Origin of the sequence: Streptomyces sp. DSM 15324, from assembly GCF_001514285.1 — a bacterium.
In the GTDB taxonomy this organism is placed as follows: Bacteria; Actinomycetota; Actinomycetes; order Streptomycetales; family Streptomycetaceae; genus Streptomyces.
On record NZ_KQ949025.1, the window covers coordinates 748,193 to 766,572 of the forward strand.

Here is an 18,380-nt window from a genome sequence, read left to right on the forward strand (position 1 = left end):
CGGGATCGCCTCGGCCGTACGGGACGGGCGGCTGCGGGCCGTGGACGCGGTCGCCGAGGCACTGGCGCGGATCGCCCGGCTGGACCCCTCGCTGAGTTCCTTCGCGGAGGTGTGGGAGGGGGCGGCCGTCGAACGGGCGCGCGCGGTGGACGCGCGGGTGGCGGCGGGTGAACTGCTGCCGCTGGCCGGGGTGCCGATCGGGGTCAAGGGGCGACACGGGCTGCGGGCGGCGGGGCCGTTGCTCGCCGCGGGCTGTGTGCCGGTGGGGGCGACGGCGGTGCCCGGTCCCGGTACGCCGTGGCAGACCTGGGGGGTCGGCGCGTACGGCCGTACCGTCAACCCGTGGCGGGCGGACCGTACCCCGGGCGGGTCCTCGGCCGGGTCGGCTGCGGCGGTGGCGGCCGGTCTGGTGCCGCTGGCGACGGGCAGCGACGGGGCGGGCTCGGTGCGGATCCCGGCGGCCTGGTGCGGGGTGATCGGCCTGAAGGCGACGAACGGCCGGCTGCCGTCCCCGGACCGCACGGGCCTCGCGGCCCCGGGCGTACTGGTGCGGTACGCGGCGGACGCGGCGGCGTACTGGCGGGCGATGACGGGGGCGGCGGCCGAGGGGACGACGTCCTCGCCGGTCAGCACCGCGCCGCCCGGGGGCACCGGCGGGCGGCCACCGGTCACCGCCGTCTTCTCGCCCGGGCTCGGGTTCGCCTCCGCCTGTCCCGACCCCGAGCCGCTGGCCCTCGCCCGGGCCGCCGTCGGGCGTCTCGCCGCCGCCGGCGTCGTACGACTGCTGCCGGGCGAGGCGGCCGTACGGCTGGAGGACCCCGCGCCGGCCTGGCTCGCGCTGCGCGGATCGGGGGCCGTCGGCCTGGAGGAGGCCGGGCGGATCCGGGAGGTGAACGACCGGCGGCTTACAGCACTCTTCTCCCGGGCCGACCTGCTGCTGACGCCGACCACGCCGAACGCGGCGCATGGTCACGACGGGCCCGGTGAGCGGTTCTCCACCGCGCTGACCTGGGCGTTCAACCTGAGCGGGCATCCGGCGGCGAGCATTCCGGCGGGGTTCGGGGCCGACGGCTGTCCGTTGGGGGTGCAGCTCGTCGCCACCCGAGGACGCGAGGAGACGCTGCTGGCGGTGCTCGGGGCGGCGGAGAGCGCCGGGGCCCTATGCCGTGACGTCCTTCGTGGTGAACCGCGCCCAGGCCGCCGAGCCGAACACCGCCGCGTACAGGCCCTGGAGGCCGAGGTTCTTCACCAGGTCGTCCCAGTAGACGGGGTCGCGGACCAGGTCGGCGAAGGACAGCCAGTAGTGGGAGAAGAGATACGGCTGGATCGCGTGGAGCTGGGGGATCTGGTCGAGGATCTGGACCGTGATCAGCAGGCCGACGGTGGTCGCCATGGCGGCGATCCCGCTGCCGGTCAGCGTGGAGACGAACAGACCGAGCGCGGCCAGGCCGGTCAGTGAGGCGGCCACGACCAGGGCGATCAGCAGGGCCCGGCCCAGCCCGTCGGCGAAGCCGATCGTCGTACCGGAGATGGTGGTGACGTCTCCCAGGGGGAACAGCAGCGCGCCGACCGTCAGCGCCGAGAGCGCGACCACGAGGGTGGCCACCAGACAGAAGGCCAGCACGGTCGCGTACTTGGTGAGCAGCAGACGAGTGCGGCCGGCCGGGGCGACGAGGAGGTAGCGCAGGGTCCCCGCGTTCGACTCGCCGGCGATCGCGTCGCCCGCGATGACGCCGATGGCCATCGGCAGGAAGAACGGCAGGGTCGCGGCCAGCGCGGTGAAGACCAGGAACAGACCGTTGTTGGTGACCTGGGCGATGAACGCCGGGCCGCCGTCCCCGCCGGGTCCCCCCGGACCGCCGGAGGAACCGTCACCGGTCTCGATCTTCACCGCGATCCCGATCAGCACCGGTACGGCCGCCAGGACGCCGAGCAGTGCGAGGGTGCGCCAGCGGCGGAAGGTGATCAGCAGCTCGCTGCGGAGCAGACCGAGCGACCACCAGGGGCTGGGACGGCGGACGGGAGCGTCCGGCACGCCCTCGCTCTTGCTCGCCTCGCTCGCGTTGCTCTCCCTACTCGCCTTACTCCCCTTGCTCGCCTTACTCCCCCTGCTCGCCTTGTCCTCCGGTCGTGCCTCCTCCGGTCGCGCCTGGGTCGGTCGCGCCTCTTCCGGCCCCGCCTGTGTCGGCTCAGCCCGCGACATCGAAGCCCTCCCCCGTGAGTGCCACGAACGCGTCCTCCAGGGAGGCGCGTTCGACGGTGAAGCCCCGGACCCGGACACCGGCCGTCACCAGCGCGGCGTTGACCTCGGCGAGGTCGCGGTCCGGGGGCTCGGCGGCGACCCGGTCCTCCTCGGCGGTCACGTCGGCGGCGCCCTGCTCCTTCAGCACCCGCGCCGCCTCGGCGGTGTCGGGCGTGATCACCACCAGCCGGCCGCGCGCCCCCGCCGCCAGTTCCATCACCGGGCCCTGGGTGATCAGCCGGCCCTGTGCCATCACCGCCACATGGGTGCACACCTGCTCGATCTCGTCGAGCAGGTGGGAGGAGAGGAAGACGGTCGTGCCGTCCGAGGCCAGCTCCCGCACCAGGGAACGGATCTCCCGCATGCCCTGCGGGTCGAGGCCGTTGGTCGGCTCGTCGAGGACGAGGAGGCGGCGCGGCTGGAGCAGGGCGGCGGCCAGGCCCAGCCGCTGTTTCATGCCGAGCGAGTACGCCTTGGCCTTCTTCCCGGCCGCCGCCGTCAGCCCGACCCGCTCCAGCGCCGCGGCGACGCGGGTCCGCCGGGTGCGGGGGTCGGCGGTCGGGTCGGCGGCGTCGTAGCGCAGGAGGTTGTCGCGGCCGGAGAGGAAGCCGTACAGCGCGGGGCCCTCGATCAGCGCGCCGACCTGGGGCAGTACGGTGCGCGCGGCCCGGGGCACGGGGTGTCCCAGGACGCGCGCCGCACCGGACGTGGGCTCGATCAGGCCCATCAGCATGCGGATCGTGGTGGTCTTGCCGGAGCCGTTGGGACCGAGGAAGCCGAAGACGCTGCCCGCCGGGACCGTGAGGTCGAGGCGGTCCACGGCGAGCTGGCCGCCGTGATAGCGCTTGGTGAGGGCGTGGGTGTGGATGACGGGTTCGTCACCCATGGGCTCCCCCTTCGTTCGCTTTCCCGGGCCTGCGGACTCCGACTCCTCGACCCCTTGGCCGCGCCTTACTTCGCGGAGTCCGCCGCCTTCACCAGGGCGTCCTTGGTGACGGCGCCGACGTAGATCTTGCCGTCGTCCGTGACCAGGGCGTTGATCAGCCGGGTGGAGAAGACGGTGCCGGTGCCGAACTTGCCTTCGGCCTTGTCGCCGAAGGAGCCGAGGAAGCCGCTGAGGGCGCCGCCCGCGTCGGAGCCGAGTGCGGAGTTCAGCTCGGAGTCGGAGGGGACGCCCTTGCCGCCGGTCTCGATGACGGCGACGGAGGTCCAGCCCTCGCCGAGGACGTCGAAGCCCTCGGGCCCCTCGCCGGTGCCGGAGAGGCCGTCCGCCCCGTCGATGCCTTGGAGGTCCTTGGGCAGGTCCCCGGCCAGGTCCTCGTGGGACGCGCCCGGCTTGCCCGAGTCCTTCGCCGCCTCGTCGGCCTCGGTCACCTTCGCGCCCTTGGGCGGGGTGAAGTCGAAGGTGGAGGCGGCGGGCTTGGCGAAGGCGACCTGGGTGAAGCCGGCGTCCACGACGGCGGCGCCGCCGCTCGCCGGGGTCAGGGTGAACTTCAGCGGCAGGCCGGTCTTCGCGTCCACCGCCACGCTGATCGCGCCGACCGTGGAGCCGGACTGCTTCGGCTTGATCAGCAGCTTGTAGGCGTCGCGGCCCGCGACGTGGACCGTGCCGTCGACGGTGACCGAGGTGGTGTCGTCGACCGCCTTGAGGGCGTCCGCGGTGAGGTCCTTCGGGGTGGCCGGCGGCTCCGCCTTCTCGGCGCCCTTGCCGCCGCTCTCGTCGGTGGTGGCGTGGTAGACCTCGTTGGTGGCGCTGTCGTAGCCCCAGACGTCCTTGCCGTTGTGGATGACGCTGTACTCGGCGGCGTCCTCGACCAGGGAGAGCTTCTGCCGGTCGGGGCCGTCGGAGGCGACCCGCAGGGTGTGGGTGCCGGAGGCGAGTTCGGTGAGCTTGGCCGAGGGGTCGGCCGACGATCCGTCATCGCCCTTGCCCGCGACGCCGGAGAGCAGACCGCTCTCCAGGCCGCCGAGGTCCGGCAGGCCCAGGTCGGTGGTGATCTTCACGGTGCCGGACAGCTGCTGGACGTCCGAGGCCGCGATCTTGTCGAGGAGCTGCTGGGCGGTGATCTTCGGCAGGTCGGGGTCGCCGGAGTCGGCGAGCGCCGGGACCAGGCCGATCGTCGCCGCGGCGACGCCGATCACGGTGACCGGGACGACGTACCGCACGGCCTTGCGCCGCCCGACGCGCAGGTCGTCCGTCTCCCCGGCGGTCGTGCTGTCGTCGGATGCGTTCGGTGCCATGTGTGCCTTACCTCCGTCGTCGGCGGCGGCTGGTCATCTCACGGAGAGCGTCCCCACCCCGTGCCGCCATTCTCACCCGAATCGGTGAGGAGTGGTGTTCTCCGTGATTCCCATCTGACCAAATCCCACGTGAGGAGGCGTCACCCCATGGACTCAACTCCGCGTACACCTGCGGTATGACACGAGGGACACAGGGGGTACTCCGCCCCCTAGGGGTGGGGGACGACGAGCGGGCAGGGGTGGGAGGGGTGGCGGGCGGCGCCAACCCGGAGCGCCAACCCGGAGCGTCAGCCGGAAGGCGTCAGCCGGAAGGCGTCAGCCGGAAGGCGTCAGCCGGAAGGCGTCAGCCGGAAGGCGTCAGCCGGCGCGGTGGACCACCGCGTCGCAGAGCCCGATGAGGGCCGCCTTGGCGTCGCACTCCGCGAGGGGGGCCAGCGCGGCGCGGGCCTCCTCCGCGTAGCGCACGGTGTCGCGGCGGGCCTGCTCCAGCGCCGGGTGGGCGCGCAGGGCCGCGACCGCCTCGGCGAGCCTGGCGTCGTCGCTCAGATCGGAGTCGAGGAGTTCGCACAGCGCGATGTCCTCGGGAAGCGCCTGCTGGGCCGCCCGCTCGCGCAGCCGCAGCACCGGCAGGGTGGGGACGCCCTCGCGCAGGTCGGTGCCGGGCGTCTTGCCCGACTCGTGCGAGTCGGAGGCGATGTCCAGGACGTCGTCGGCGAGCTGGAAGGCGACCCCGAGCCGCTCCCCGTACTGGGTGAGCACGTCCACCACGGTCTCGTCGGCGCCCGACATCATCGCTCCGAAGCGGCAGGACACCGCCACGAGGGAGCCGGTCTTGCCGCCGAGGACGTCGAGGTAGTGGTCGACCGGGTCACGGCCGTCGACCGGGCCGGCGGTCTCCAGGATCTGGCCGGTGACCAGCCGCTCGAACGCCTCCGCCTGCACCCGCACCGCCTCCGGGCCGAGGTCGGCCAGGATGTGCGAGGCGCGTGCGAAGAGGAAGTCGCCGGTGAGGATGGCGAGCGAGTTGCCCCAGCGGGCGTTGGCGCTGGGCACGCCGCGCCGCACCGCGGCCTCGTCCATCACGTCGTCGTGGTACAGGGTCGCCAGGTGGGTGAGCTCGACGACGACCGCGGAGGGGACGACCCCCGGCGCGTACGGGTCGCCGAAGCGCGCGGCGAGCATCACGAGCAGTGGCCGGAACCGCTTCCCACCGGCCCGCAGCAGGTGCTGGGCCGCCTCCGTGATGAACGGGACCTCGCTCTTGGTGGCCTCGAGCAAGCCTTCCTCGACAGCCGCCATTCCGGCCTGGACATCGGCTTCCAGAGCCTGGCCCCGCACGCTCAGCCCAAACGGCTCGACGACGGTCACGAGGAGTCTCCTGTCTGCTGGTGTCTATCGGCGGCTACGCGGTTTGTCGATAGGTCTCTGCGCTCACTCAAGTCAGCGTATCCGGTCAGGTTTCGATCACCGCGAGCCCCCACGGTTACAGCCCGGACAGGCCCTATGAGAAGGGGCACCCCTTAAGGCGCCATCTGGGTTTATTGCCCGATTCACCCCTCTTGTGGACCCCGGTGAGTTGCCTCACTCGCCCAGCCGAACCGACCCCCTTCCGGTTCCCCTTCACCGCACCCCGACACCTCGGCCGCCACGGGCGAGTTGAGGGTTTGCAGCCACAAAGGATCAAGCGCCCCAAAGGCCATGGACCAAGGTCAATAGGGGCTAACCGTGAATTCGCTACTTGTTCCGGACATGTGCTCTCGCATACGTTCCCGGCCTGTCGGGCGGACGCCTAATCCTGCCGCCGCCCGTACACCCACCGAGAACACCACGGCAGGAGCGGGGGAACCAGGTAAGTCGCCGCACCGGTCAGCCGGGCCGTGCCTTTGGGCATGCTCCGGACAGTCCGGTACGGCTTGGGGTGAAGTCGTGTCCGTGAGGGCACGGCCGGGCAGCTCCCGCCCGAACCCGACAGCTCACCTCGCAGGCGACGGAGAGGAACTTCGCCATGCCTGCTCAGCCCCGCCGTGCCCGCCGACTCGCCCGCACGCTCGCCGTCGCCGCCACCGGCGTCACCGTGCTCGCCCTGCCGATCCTCGGCGCGACCACCGCCTCCGCGGCCACGCCGACCGTGGCCACCGCCACCAGCCTCGGCTACGCCAACAACCTCGACGGCTGGATCCGCGCCTCGCTCCACGTCATGGCGCAGCACGGGATCCCCGGCACCTACAACGGCATCTACCGCAACGTGATCCGGGAGTCCTCGGGCAACCCGTACGCCATCAACCTCTGGGACTCCAACGCGGCCGCCGGCACCCCCTCCAAGGGGCTGCTGCAGATCATCGACCCGACCTTCAACGCGTACCACGTCTCCGGCACGTCCTGGAACCCGTACGACCCGGTCGCCAACATCACCGCGTCCTGCAACTACGCGGCCGCCCGCTACGGCTCGATCGACAACGTGTTCGGCGCGTACTGAGCCGCCCCACGGCTACCGGTAGAGACGTTCGAGGACGACGGCCACGCCGTCGTCCTCGTTCGACGTCGTCACCTCGTCTGCCACCGCCTTCAGCTCCGGATGGGCATTGGCCATCGCGACCCCGTGGGCGGCCCAGTCGAACATCGGGATGTCGTTGGGCATGTCCCCGAAGGCGATGGTGTCCCCGGGCCCGATGCCCAGATGCTCGGCGGCCAGGGCCAGCCCCGTCGCCTTGGTGATCCCGCACGGCTGGAGCTCCACCGTGCCCGGCCCGGACATGGTGACGGTGGCGAGTGAGCCGACCACCGCGCGGGCCGTGGAGGCCAGTTCGTCGTCGGAGAGCGTCGGATGGCGCAGCAGCACCTTGCTGATCGGCTCGCACCACAGGTCGTCGCGGCGCTCCACGCGCAGGGCGGGCAGCGTCGGGTGCGGCATCAGGTAGCCCGGCTCGATCAGCGTGAGCCCGTCGACACCGTCCTGGTCCACGGCCGCGTACACCTGCCCGACCTCGGCCTCTATCTTGCCGAGCGCGGTCTCCGCGAGTTCCCGGTCCAGGGTGACCGACCACAGCAGACGGTCCCCGCCGGCGTCGTACAACTGCGCGCCCTGTCCGCACACCGCGAGTCCTCTGCTGTGCAGGCGGTCCAGGAGCGGTCGTACGCGGGGCGCGGGCCGGCCGGTCACCACCAGATGGCGAGCGCCGGCCGCCGCCACCCGCGCGAGCGCGTCCAGCGACCGGTCGGAGAACGTGTCGTCGCCGCGCAGCAGCGTCCCGTCCAGGTCGGTGGCGACGAGGGAGTACGTGGTGCGCTCGGCATATGCGGTGGGTGCGGCCATGATCAGAGAATACGGACCCCGCACCCCCCGGACTCGACGTGCACCGGACCAGGACGGAGTCCGGCCCCCTTGTGTCAACTCCCCCTCTTTTGTTGACCGATCACTCACCGATCGCGGGTGAACACCGGTCCGGGAAACGTCTTTCCGGCATATCGCCGGGACAACGACCCGTGCCGCTCGCCCGGGGCCGGACGTAACGTGTGGCCCGGCCGCCCGCACCCGCGGAGCGGACGCGAGCACGACATGGTGAGCACGAAAGAGAGGCAGTACCCGATGCCCCCCTTCGACATCCCCGAGGGCGACCCCTTCGGCGCGCACAACCTTCCCTACGGCGTCTTCTCGCTCCCCGCCGCGGCGGAGCGGACCGTCGGCGTCCGGCTCGGCGACCACGTCCTGGACGCGGGCGCCGCGGCCCGTGCGCTCGGCTCGCCGCACGCCGCCCTGCTCGCCCGGCCGACCCTCAACCCCCTGCTGGCGGCGGGCCGCACCACCTGGTCGGAGGTCCGCAGCACCCTCACGGCGGCCGTCACCGACCCCGCGCACCGCGCCGCCCTCGAACCGCACCTGCACGCCCTGTCCTCGGTGACCCTGCATCTGCCGTTCGAGGTCGCGGACTACGTCGACTTCTACGCCTCCGAGAACCACGCCCGCAACGTCGGCCGGATCTTCCGCCCCGACGCACCCGACTCGCTCACCCCGAACTGGAAGCACCTGCCGATCGGTTACCACGGCCGCTCGGGCACGGTGATCGTCTCCGGCACGGACGTCGTCCGCCCCTCGGGCCAGCGCAAGGGCCCGACGGATCCCGCCCCGGTGTTCGGACCGTCCGTCCGCCTCGACATCGAGGCCGAGGTCGGCTTCGTGGTGGGCGTGCCGTCGGCGATGGGGAAGCCGGTGGCCGCGGGCTCCTTCCGGGACCACGTGTTCGGCCTGTGCCTGCTCAACGACTGGTCCGCCCGGGACGTCCAGGCCTGGGAGTACGTCCCCCTCGGTCCGTTCCTCGGCAAGTCCTTCGCCACCTCGGTGTCGGCCTGGGTCACCCCGCTTCAGGCGCTGGAGGAGGCCCGGGTGGCGCCGCCCGGGCGCACCCACCCGCTGCTGCCCTACCTGGACGACAGCGACGCCGAGCCCGCCGGCTACGACCTGCGCCTCTCGATCGCGATCAACGGGCACGTCGTGTCCGAACCGCCCTTCGCCTCGATGTACTGGACCGCCGCCCAGCAGCTCGCCCACATGACCGTGAACGGCGCCTCCCTGCGCACCGGCGACCTCTACGGCTCGGGCACCGTCAGCGGCCCGGAGCCGGAGCAGCGCGGCTCCCTGCTGGAGCTGACCTGGAACGGCCGCGACGCCCTGGAACTCCCCGACGGCAAGCGCACCTTCCTGGAGGACGGCGACGAGGTGACCCTGTCGGCATGGGCCCCCGGTCCCGGCGGCCTGCGGGTGGGGCTCGGGGAGGTGAGCGGGCGGATCGTGGCGGGATGACGGCCTGCTCCGCGCAGGCTGACGCAGGCGGTCGGCGCCGTCATACTGGCGGCGGGTGCGGTTTTCGTGCCGCTCCCGCCGCACGTCGTCCGCACCACCGGCCGGACCTCCGCTCCCGGAGCACGGCCCCGCCGCACCCGGTGCGTCCTTCGCCCGTCCTCTCCGACCAGGATCCGGAGCCCCTGGCATGACCGATGGCATGACCGTCTGCGTGCTCCTGCTGAGCGCCGTCGCGGTGACGGCCGCCGTGCCGGTGCCGCGTGCGCTGACCCGGGCGAAGTGGCCGGAGCGGGAGCCGGTGGTGGCGCTGTGGGTGTGGCAGTGCCTGGTCGCCACGGTCCTGCTGTGCTGCCTGACGGCGCTGGTGCTCGGTGCCGCCGCCGTCTTCCACACCGTCCGCGCCCAGGTGTTCGCACCCGCGCCGCCCGCGGTCACCGAGGCGTACGACCTCTCCGCCGCCCCGCCCTGGGCCACCGCGCTCACCCTGCTGCTGGCCTGCGGGGCCGCCTGGACCACCGCGATGCTGGCCCGGGAGCTCGTCGAGGCGCGCCGGCGCCGCGGCCAGACCCGCGCCCATCTGCGGGAGCGCGCCCCCGAGCTGCCCGCGGGCCTGCCGTCCGCCCGGGGCCCGCTGCTCGTGCTGGAGGACGAGTACCCCGACGCCTGGTGGATGCCCGGCAACCCGCCCCAGCTGATCGTCACCACCGGCGCCCTGCACCGCCTCACCTCCCACCAGCTGGACGCCGTCCTGACCCATGAGCGCGGCCATGCCCGCGCCCACCACGACTGGCTGCTGCACCTCTCGACCGCCCTGGCCACCGGATTCCCCCGCATTCCGCTCTTCTCTCATTTCTGCGACCAGACCCACCGCCTGGTCGAACTCGCCGCCGACGACACCGCCTCCCGCCGCTGCGGTCACCTGACCACCGCCCTGGCACTGATCGAGCTGAACCAGCACCGGGGTGTCCTGTCGTGCGCCTCCAGTCACCGTCTCCTCGGCGAGCGCGTCGACCGCCTCCTGGAGCCGCCGCCCCGGCTGGGCCGCAGACACCGGGCGCTGACGACGGCGGTGGCCGGGCTGGTGCCTCTGCTCCCGCTGCTGATCGCCTTCGCACCGGGCCTCAACGCCCTGGCGTGAGAGGCGCGGCGGCGCACTCGCCGCCGCCCGGGCCGTGCCGGAAGCGGCTGTCCGCGCCGCCGCGCTCGACGTGCTGCGCGCACTGCGGCCGGGCGGCGCCGCTCTGTTCACCGGCTTGCTCGACGGCCCCGAACCGGACCCCGACCGTACGGGGCGCCGGTCTCGGTCGACGCCGTGGCGCCGCCGACCCGGTCCCTGACCGGGGTGGATGCGGCGGGCCTCGCGCAGTCCGCCCACGATCTGCTCGGCGCCACCCCGGACCGCCTCACCGGGGACCCGGCCGCCCCGGTGCACGGTGCCGCCCACGGCGCACCGAGCACCGTCGGCCGCCCGGCCTCGATCACCGCCCGCGCCATGGCCGCCCAGCTTGCCCGGCCCCGCTCACCGCCCGCGCCATGGCCGCCCGGCCGCACCGGTCTGACCCGTCCCCTGCGGTCCGCCCCGCCCGTCCGGCGGCCCGGCGGCCTCCGTCCCCATCCCGGCCTCCGTCCCCATCCCGGTCTCGGTCTCGGTCCCGGTCTCGGTCCCGGTCTCGGCCGGGCGCTATATCCAGTCGTCCGGCTCGGGCTCCATGTCCATCTCGGGCCAGTCGTCGTCGGAGCGGGACTCGGTGCCGGGCCCCGTGCCGGCGGCGGCTCCGGTGATGACGCCGGCCGTCTCGCCGGCACCGGCGCCCGGACTCCGCGCGCCGTCCAGTTCCGCCAGGACCGCGACGACGCCCTCCCCGTACGTCGCCAGCTTCTTCTCGCCGACCCCGCTGATGCCGCCCAGCTCACGTACCGACGTCGGCCATACGGTGACGATCTCCCGGAGGGTGGCGTCGTGGAAGATGACGTACGCCGGGACGCCCTGCTCGCGGGCCTGTTCGGCGCGCCAGGCGCGCAGTGCCTCGAAGGCGGGTTGCAGCTGCTCGGGCAGCTCGGCCACGGCCGCTCTGGCCTTGCCCTTCCCCCCGGACGACGAGCCCGACGCCTTGGGTGTCACCGGCTTCTCGGGCTCCTTGCGCAGCGGCACCTCCCGCTCCCGCCGCAGGACCTCGCCGCTGGACTCGGTCAGCACCAGGGTGCCGTACTCCCCCTCGACCGAGAGGAGCCCCTGCGCCAGCAACTGCCGGATGACGCCCCGCCATTCGCCCTCGGTGAGCTCCTCGCCGATGCCGAACACGGACAGCTGGTCGTGGTCGAACTGGATGACCTTGGCCGTGCGCCTGCCCAGCAGGATGTCGACGATCTGCACCGCGCCGAACTTCTGCCCGCGCTCCCGCTGGAGCCGCACCACCGTCGACAGCACCTTCTGGGCGGCGATCGTGCCGTCCCAGGTCTCCGGCGGGGCGACGCAGGTGTCGCAGTTGCCGCAGCCCGCCGCCGCGGGCTCCTGCCCGAAGTAGGCCAGGAGCTGACCCCGACGGCACCGGGCGGTCTCGCACAGCGCCAGCATGGAGTCCAGATGGGCGGTGGCCCGCCGGCGGAACGCCTCGTCGCCCTCGCCGGACTGGATCAGCTTGCGTTGCTGGATGACGTCGTTGAGGCCGTAGGCCATCCAGGCCGTCGAGGGGAGGCCGTCCCGGCCCGCGCGGCCGGTCTCCTGGTAGTAGCCCTCGATCGACTTGGGCAGGTCGAGGTGGGCTACGAAGCGGACGTCCGGCTTGTCGATGCCCATGCCGAAGGCGATGGTCGCACAGACGACCAGGCCCTCCTCGCGCAGGAACCGCGCCTGGTGCGCCGCTCGGGTGCCGGCGTCCAGGCCCGCGTGGTACGGGACCGCCTCGACGCCGTTCTTCGAGAGGAACTCGGCGGTCTTCTCCACGGAGTTGCGCGAGAGGCAGTACACGATGCCCGCGTCGCCCGCGTGCTCCTCGCGCAGGAAGCCCAGGAGCTGCTTCTTGGGGTCCGCCTTGGGCACGATCCGGTACTGGATGTTGGGGCGGTCGAAGCTCGCCACGAAGTGCCGGGCGGCCGGCATGTTCAGCCGCTGGGTGATCTCCTGGTGCGTCGCGTGGGTGGCCGTCGCGGTGAGCGCGATGCGCGGGACGTCCGGCCAGCGCTCACCGAGCAGGGAGAGGGACAGATAGTCGGGGCGGAAGTCGTGGCCCCACTGGGACACGCAGTGCGCCTCGTCGATGGCGAAGACCGAGATCTTGCCGCGCGAGAGCAGATCCAGTGTGGACTCCAGCCGCAGCCGCTCCGGCGCGAGGTACAGCAGGTCCAGTTCGCCCGCGAGGAACTCGGCCTCGACCACGCGCCGCTCGTCGAAGTCCTGGGTGGAGTTGACGAACCCGGCGCGCACACCGAGCGCCCGCAGGGCGTCCACCTGGTCCTGCATGAGGGCGATCAGCGGCGAGACGACCACCCCCGTGCCCGGTCTGACGAGGGCCGGGATCTGGTAGCACAGCGACTTTCCCCCGCCCGTCGGCATGAGGACGACCGCGTCCCCGCCGGCCACCACATGCTCGATGACCTCTTCCTGCTCGCCGCGGAAGGCCTCGTACCCGAAGACCCGGTGCAGCGTGGCCAGGGCCTCGCTCTCGGTCCGCCCCGGTGTCCCGGTGATCCCTGTCATCTCGCCGATCCCGCCCGTCCCGCCCATCGTCTCGTCCCCCGTACGTCGTCCCTCGACCACTGCATCCACGATAGGGGTCCGGACCGACACCGCCGGAGTTATCCACAGGCTCGCTCGGTTTCCCCGGGCACATCACACCTCGATCGCACACGCGAACGGGCCCGGCTCCTCGGAATCCGAGGGGCCGGGCCCGTCGTAGGCGCCTGATGCGGGTCAGCGCACGAACACCCCGGCCTGGTTCGCCAGGTCCAGGAAGTACTGCGGCGCCACACCGAGCACCAGGGTGACCGCGACACCGACACCGATGGCGGTCATCGTCAGCGGCGACGGGACCGCGACGGTCGGGCCCTCGGGCTTCGGCTCGCTGAAGAACATCAGCACGATCACGCGGATGTAGAAGAACGCGGCGATCGCCGACGAGATCACACCGACCACCACCAGCGGCCCGGCGCCGCCCTCGGCGGCCGCCTTGAACACGGCGAACTTCCCGGCGAACCCGGAGGTCAGCGGGATACCGGCGAAGGCCAGCAGGAACACCGCGAACACGGCCGCGACCAGCGGCGACCGCCGGCCCAGCCCCGCCCACTTGGACAGGTGCGTGGCCTCGCCGCCCGCGTCGCGCACCAGGGTCACCACGGCGAACGCGCCGATCGTCACGAAGGAGTACGCGGCCAGGTAGAACAGCACGGACGAGACACCGTCGGGGGTGGTCGCGATGACACCCGCGAGGATGAAACCGGCGTGCGCGATGGACGAGTACGCCAGCAGCCGCTTGATGTCGGTCTGGGTGATCGCGACGATCGCGCCGCCCAGCATGGTGATGATCGCGACGCCCCACATGACCGGCCGCCAGTCCCAGCGCAGGCCGGGCAGGACGACGTACAGCACCCGCAGCAGCGCGCCGAAGGCGGCCACCTTGGTCGCCGCGGCCATGAAGCCGGTGACCGGGGTGGGGGCGCCCTGGTAGACGTCCGGCGTCCACATGTGGAACGGCACGGCGCCGACCTTGAACAGCAGGCCCATGACGATCAGCGCGGTGCCGACGAGCAGCAGCGCGTCGTTGCCCATGGTGTCGGCGAGCGCCGGGTTCACGTTCTTCACGGTGCCGTCGACGACCTGGGAGATCGTCCCGTAGGACACCGAGCCGGCGTAGCCGTAGAGCAGGGCGATGCCGAAGAGGGTGAAGGCGGAGGCGAACGCGCCGAGCAGGAAGTACTTGACCGCGGCCTCCTGCGACATGAGCCGCTTGCGGCGGGCCAGGGCGCACAGGAGGTAGAGCGGCAGCGAGAAGACTTCCAGGGCGATGAAGAGGGTCAGCAGGTCGTTGGCCGACGGGAAGACCAGCATGCCGGCGACCGCGAAGAGCAGCAGCGGGAAGACCTCGGTGGTGGTGAAACCGGCCTTGACCGCCGCTTTCTCGCTGTCGCTGCCGGGCACGGAGGCCGCCTGGGCGGCGAAGGAATCGACCCGGTTGCCGTGGGCCTCGGGGTCGAGGCGGCGTTCGGCGAAGGTGAACAGGCCGACCAGGGCGGCCAGCAGGATCGTGCCCTGGAGGAAGAGGGCCGGTCCGTCGACCGCGATCGCGCCCATGGCGGCGATGCGGGCCTTCGTCGTGCCGTACCCGTCGGCCGCGAGGGCGACGACCGCGGCGAACGCGGCGGCCAGCGCCACGACGGACACGAACAGTTGTGCGTAGTAGCGGTGCTTGCGCGGCACGAACGCCTCGACGAGCACTCCGACGATCGCCGCACCCACGACGATCAAGGTGGGCGACAATTGCCCGTATTCGATCTTCGGCGCGTCGATCTTGGCGATCGGATCGGCCGCCGTTGTCCACAGGCTGTGGACGGCTGTTGCGCTCACTTGGCCGCCTCCACCTCGGGCCGGGGGTCCTTCTGATGTACGTCGGAGAGGGTCTGCTGGACCGCCGGGTTGACGATGTCCGTGAGCGGCTTCGGATAGACGCCCAGGAAGATCAGCAGCACGATCAGCGGGGCGACGACCGCGAGCTCGCGCGCGCGGAGGTCGGGCATCGTGGAGACCTCGGCCTTCACCGGGCCCGTCATCGTCCGCTGGTAGAGGACGAGGGTGTACAGCGCGGCGAGCACGATGCCGAAGGTGGCGATGATGCCGATCGCCGGGTACCGCGAGAACGTGCCGACGAGGACCAGGAACTCGCTCACGAACGGTGCGAGCCCGGGCAGCGACAGGGTCGCCAGACCGCCGATCAGGAACGTGCCGGCGAGGACCGGGGCGACCTTCTGCACCCCGCCGTAGTCGGCGATGAGCCGCGAGCCGCGCCGGGAGATCAGGAAGCCGGCGACCAGCATCAGGGCGGCCGTCGAGATGCCGTGGTTGACCATGTAGAGCGTGGCGCCCGACTGGCCCTGGCTGGTCATCGCGAAGATCCCCATGATGATGAAGCCGAAGTGCGAGATCGAGGCGTAGGCCACCAGCCGCTTGATGTCGCGCTGGCCGACGGCGAGCAGCGCCCCGTAGACGATGCTGATCAGCGCGAGGACGAGGATCGCGGGCGTCGCCCACTTGCTGGCCTCCGGGAACAGCTGGAGGCAGAAGCGGAGCATCGCGAAGGTGCCCACCTTGTCGACGACCGCGGTGATGAGGACGGCGACCGGGGCGGTGGACTCCTGCATGGCGTTGGGCAGCCAGGTGTGCAGCGGCCACAGGGGCGCCTTCACCGCGAAGGCGAAGAAGAAGCCGAGGAAGAGCCAGCGTTCGGTGCTGGTCGCCATGTGCAGCGAGCCGCTCGCGCGGGCGTCGGCGATCTCGGTGAGCGAGAAGCTCCCGGCGACCACGTACAGCCCGATCACCGCGGCCAGCATGATCAGACCGCCGACCAGGTTGTACAGCAGGAACTTCACGGCCGCGTACGACCGCTGCGTGGACGCCGCCTGCTCGCCGTGCTCGTGGGCGCGGTCGCCGAAGCCGCCGATGAGGAAGTACATCGGGATGAGCATGGCTTCGAAGAAGATGTAGAAGAGGAAGACGTCGGTGGCCTCGAAGGAGAGGATCACCATCGCCTCGACGGCCAGGATCAGGGCGAAGAAGCCCTGCGTGGGCCGCCAGCGCCGACTGCCGGTCTCCAGCGGGTCGGCGTCGTGCCAGCCCGCCAGGATGATGAACGGGATCAGCAGCGCGGTGAGCGCGATGAGCGCGACCGCGATGCCGTCCACACCGAGTTCGTAGCGGACGCCGAAGTCCGCGATCCAGGCGTGGGACTCGGTGAGCTGGTAGCGGCTGCCGTCCGGGTCGAAGCGCACCAGGACGGCGATCGCCAGGGCGAGGGTGCCGAGCGAGACGAGCAGGGCCAGCGATTTGGCGGCATTGCGCCGGGCGGCCGGGACGGCGGCCGTGGCCACCGCCCCGATCGCCGGGAGCGCGGCCGTCGCTGTCAGCAGAGGAAAGGACATCGGTATCAGACCGCCCTCATCAGCAGGGTCGCGGCGACGAGGAGCGCCGCACCGCCGAACATCGAGACCGCGTACGACCGCGCGAAGCCGTTCTGCAGTCGGCGCAGCCGTCCGGAGAGGCCGCCGACCGAGGCCGCCGTGCCGTTGACGACTCCGTCGACCAGGGTGTGGTCGACGTAGACCAGGGAGCGGGTGAGGTGCTCGCCGCCGCGGACCAGGACGACGTGGTTGAAGTCGTCCTGCAGCAGGTCGCGGCGGGCGGCCCGGGTGAGCAGCGACCCGCGCGGGGCGACGGCCGGGACCGGGCGGCGGCCGTACTGGGCGTAGGCCAGTCCGACGCCGACGACCAGGCACACGAGGGTCGCGGCCGTCACGGTGGCGGCGCTGACCGGCGAGTCACCCTCGCTGTGTCCGGTGACCGGCTCCAGCCAGTGCAGGAAGCGGTCGCCGAGGTGGAAGAAGAAGCCGCCGAACACCGATCCCACGGCCAGCACGACCATCGGGATCGTCATGATCTTGGGCGACTCGTGCGGGTGGGGCTCGGCGTGCTCGCCGTGGTGCTCCGCGGCGGGCTCGGCGCTGGGCGCCTGCGGGGACCGGGTGGGCTGGTTCCGCCAGCGCTCCTCGCCGAAGAACGTCATCAGCATCACGCGCGTCATGTAGAACGCGGTGATGGCCGCGCCCAGGAGGGCCACGCCGCCGAGGATCCACCCCTGCGTGCCGCCCTTGGCGAAGGCGGCCTCGATGATCGCGTCCTTGGAGTAGAAACCGGAGAGGAACGGGAAGCCGATGATCGCCAGATAGCCGAGGCCGAAGGTGGCGAAGGTGACTGGCATGTATGTCCGGAGGCCGCCGTACCTGCGCATGTCGACCTCGTCGTTCATGCCGTGCATCACGGAGCCCGCGCCGAGGAACAGCCCGGCCTTGAAGAAGCCGTGCGTCACCAGGTGCATGATCGCGAAGACGTAGCCGATCGGGCCGAGGCCGGCGGCCAGCACCATGTAGCCGATCTGCGACATGGTGGAGCCGGCCAGGGCCTTTTTGATGTCGTCCTTCGCGCAACCGACGATCGCACCGAACAGGAGGGTGACCGCTCCGACGACGGTGACGACGAGCTGGGCGTCGGGCGCGCCGTTGAAGATGGCCGCGGAGCGGACGATCAGATAGACGCCCGCGGTCACCATCGTCGCCGCGTGGATGAGGGCGGAGACCGGCGTCGGGCCCTCCATGGCGTCCCCGAGCCAGGACTGCAGCGGTACCTGGGCGGACTTGCCGCAGGCCGCGAGGAGCAGCATCAGGGCGATGGCGGTCAGCCGGCCCTCGCTCGCGTCGCCCGCGGCACCCGGCTCGCCCTCGGAGCCGAGCAGCGGGCCGAAGGCGAAGGTCCCGAAGGTGGTGAACATCAGCATGATGGCGATCGACAGGCCCATGTCGCCGACGCGGTTGACCAGGAACGCCTTCTTCGCCGCGGTGGCCGCGCTGGGCTTGTGCTGCCAGAAGCCGATGAGCAGGTAGGAGGCGAGACCGACGCCCTCCCAGCCGACGTACAGCAGCAGGTAGTTGTCGGCGAGGACGAGCAGCAGCATCGCCGCGAGGAAGAGGTTGAGGTAGCCGAAGAAGCGGCGGCGCCGCTCGTCGTGCTCCATGTACCCGACCGAGTACACGTGGATCAGCGAGCCGACGCCCGTGATCAGCAGCACGAACGTCATCGACAGCTGGTCGAGGCGGAAGGCGACGTCCGCCTGGAAGCCCTCGACCGGGATCCAGGTGAACAGGTGCTGGGTGAGCGTCCGGTCGTCGGCGCTCCTGCTGAGCAGGTCAGCGAAGAGGACGACACCGAACACGAAGGAGACGGCCGCGAGGAGCGTGCCGATCCAATGGCCGACGGCGTCGAGCCGGCGGCCGCCGACCAGGAGGACGGCCGCTCCGAGCAGGGGCGCCGCGATCAGCAGCGCGATCAGGTTCTCCACG

At 72.0% G+C, this 18,380-nt stretch carries 12 protein-coding genes, 1 pseudogene and 1 riboswitch; of the genes and pseudogenes, 4 read left to right on the plus strand and 9 right to left on the minus strand.

Going from position 1 to position 18,380, the window contains the following annotated elements:
- Nucleotides 1–40: 40 nt before the first annotated feature.
- Nucleotides 41–1,114: pseudogene (locus tag AQJ58_RS40710) on the plus strand (amidase family protein); the annotation flags it as partial.
- A gap of 45 nt (nucleotides 1,115–1,159) precedes the next feature.
- Here AQJ58_RS40710 and AQJ58_RS13785 read toward each other — a convergent pair.
- The 4 genes from AQJ58_RS13785 to AQJ58_RS13800 form a co-directional block, all read right to left on the minus strand.
- The gene (locus AQJ58_RS13785; RefSeq protein WP_067249376.1) at nucleotides 1,160–2,035 is read right to left on the minus strand and encodes an ABC transporter permease; all 876 of its coding nucleotides are present in this window, start codon (nucleotides 2,033–2,035) and stop codon (nucleotides 1,160–1,162) included.
- A 154-nt stretch (nucleotides 2,036–2,189) separates the two neighbouring features.
- A complete protein-coding gene (locus AQJ58_RS13790) occupies nucleotides 2,190–3,128 on the minus strand; it encodes an ABC transporter ATP-binding protein (protein WP_067249379.1) in 939 nt (312 codons plus the stop codon).
- A gap of 65 nt (nucleotides 3,129–3,193) precedes the next feature.
- A complete protein-coding gene (locus tag AQJ58_RS13795) occupies nucleotides 3,194–4,483 on the minus strand; it encodes a LolA family protein (protein WP_067249382.1) in 1,290 nt (429 codons plus the stop codon).
- 357 nt (nucleotides 4,484–4,840) lie between these two features.
- Complete coding sequence (locus tag AQJ58_RS13800; protein ID WP_067249384.1) at nucleotides 4,841–5,851, minus strand: polyprenyl synthetase family protein; 1,011 nt, start codon at nucleotides 5,849–5,851, stop codon at nucleotides 4,841–4,843.
- A gap of 436 nt (nucleotides 5,852–6,287) precedes the next feature.
- A riboswitch (cyclic di-AMP (ydaO/yuaA leader) is annotated at nucleotides 6,288–6,483 on the plus strand.
- Nucleotides 6,484–6,488: 5 nt separating this feature from the next.
- Between AQJ58_RS13800 and AQJ58_RS13805 the strand changes: the two genes are divergently transcribed.
- Complete coding sequence (locus AQJ58_RS13805; protein WP_067249387.1) at nucleotides 6,489–6,959, plus strand: transglycosylase SLT domain-containing protein; 471 nt, start codon at nucleotides 6,489–6,491, stop codon at nucleotides 6,957–6,959.
- Between the two features lie 12 nt (nucleotides 6,960–6,971).
- Here AQJ58_RS13805 and AQJ58_RS13810 read toward each other — a convergent pair whose 3' ends face one another.
- Nucleotides 6,972–7,796, minus strand: a complete 825-nt coding sequence (locus AQJ58_RS13810; protein ID WP_067249390.1) for an HAD family hydrolase — start codon at nucleotides 7,794–7,796, stop codon at nucleotides 6,972–6,974.
- A 273-nt stretch (nucleotides 7,797–8,069) separates the two neighbouring features.
- Between AQJ58_RS13810 and fahA the strand changes: the two genes are divergently transcribed.
- Both fahA and AQJ58_RS13820 read left to right on the plus strand, forming a co-directional pair.
- Nucleotides 8,070–9,281 carry a fumarylacetoacetase gene (fahA, locus tag AQJ58_RS13815; RefSeq protein ID WP_067249392.1) on the plus strand — a complete coding sequence of 404 codons (1,212 nt, stop codon included), beginning with the start codon at nucleotides 8,070–8,072 and terminating at the stop codon, nucleotides 9,279–9,281.
- 199 nt (nucleotides 9,282–9,480) lie between these two features.
- A complete protein-coding gene (locus AQJ58_RS13820; protein WP_067249761.1) occupies nucleotides 9,481–10,419 on the plus strand; it encodes a M56 family metallopeptidase in 939 nt (312 codons plus the stop codon).
- Nucleotides 10,420–10,962: 543 nt separating this feature from the next.
- On the opposite strand, the gene recQ is transcribed toward AQJ58_RS13820, so the two are convergent.
- The 4 genes from recQ to nuoL form a co-directional block, all read right to left on the minus strand.
- Nucleotides 10,963–13,005, minus strand: coding sequence for a DNA helicase RecQ (recQ, locus tag AQJ58_RS13825; RefSeq protein ID WP_067249395.1), 2,043 nt, complete (start codon nucleotides 13,003–13,005; stop codon nucleotides 10,963–10,965).
- 186 nt (nucleotides 13,006–13,191) lie between these two features.
- Nucleotides 13,192–14,841 carry an NADH-quinone oxidoreductase subunit NuoN gene (nuoN, locus tag AQJ58_RS13830; RefSeq protein WP_067249398.1) on the minus strand — a complete coding sequence of 550 codons (1,650 nt, stop codon included), beginning with the start codon at nucleotides 14,839–14,841 and terminating at the stop codon, nucleotides 13,192–13,194.
- The gene (locus AQJ58_RS13835) at nucleotides 14,838–16,409 is read right to left on the minus strand and encodes an NADH-quinone oxidoreductase subunit M (protein WP_067249401.1); all 1,572 of its coding nucleotides are present in this window, start codon (nucleotides 16,407–16,409) and stop codon (nucleotides 14,838–14,840) included. Before AQJ58_RS13835 ends, nuoN begins: the two co-directional genes overlap by 4 nt.
- A gap of 5 nt (nucleotides 16,410–16,414) precedes the next feature.
- Nucleotides 16,415–18,379, minus strand: coding sequence for an NADH-quinone oxidoreductase subunit L (gene nuoL / locus AQJ58_RS13840; protein WP_067249403.1), 1,965 nt, complete (start codon nucleotides 18,377–18,379; stop codon nucleotides 16,415–16,417).
- Nucleotide 18,380: the final 1 nt, after the last annotated feature.

Excerpts from the sequence above, each read along its gene's own strand:
- recQ (WP_067249395.1), bottom strand. The coding sequence starts at position 13,005 with ATGGGCGGGACGGGCGGGATCGGCGAGATGACAGGGATCACCGGGACA.
- AQJ58_RS13805 (WP_067249387.1), top strand. The coding sequence starts at position 6,489 with ATGCCTGCTCAGCCCCGCCGTGCCCGCCGACTCGCCCGCACGCTCGCC.
- fahA (WP_067249392.1), top strand. The coding sequence starts at position 8,070 with ATGCCCCCCTTCGACATCCCCGAGGGCGACCCCTTCGGCGCGCACAAC.
- AQJ58_RS13790 (WP_067249379.1), bottom strand. The coding sequence starts at position 3,128 with ATGGGTGACGAACCCGTCATCCACACCCACGCCCTCACCAAGCGCTAT.
- AQJ58_RS13795 (WP_067249382.1), bottom strand. The coding sequence starts at position 4,483 with ATGGCACCGAACGCATCCGACGACAGCACGACCGCCGGGGAGACGGAC.
- AQJ58_RS13810 (WP_067249390.1), bottom strand. The coding sequence starts at position 7,796 with ATGGCCGCACCCACCGCATATGCCGAGCGCACCACGTACTCCCTCGTC.
- AQJ58_RS13835 (WP_067249401.1), bottom strand. The coding sequence starts at position 16,409 with ATGTCCTTTCCTCTGCTGACAGCGACGGCCGCGCTCCCGGCGATCGGG.
- AQJ58_RS13820 (WP_067249761.1), top strand. The coding sequence starts at position 9,481 with ATGACCGTCTGCGTGCTCCTGCTGAGCGCCGTCGCGGTGACGGCCGCC.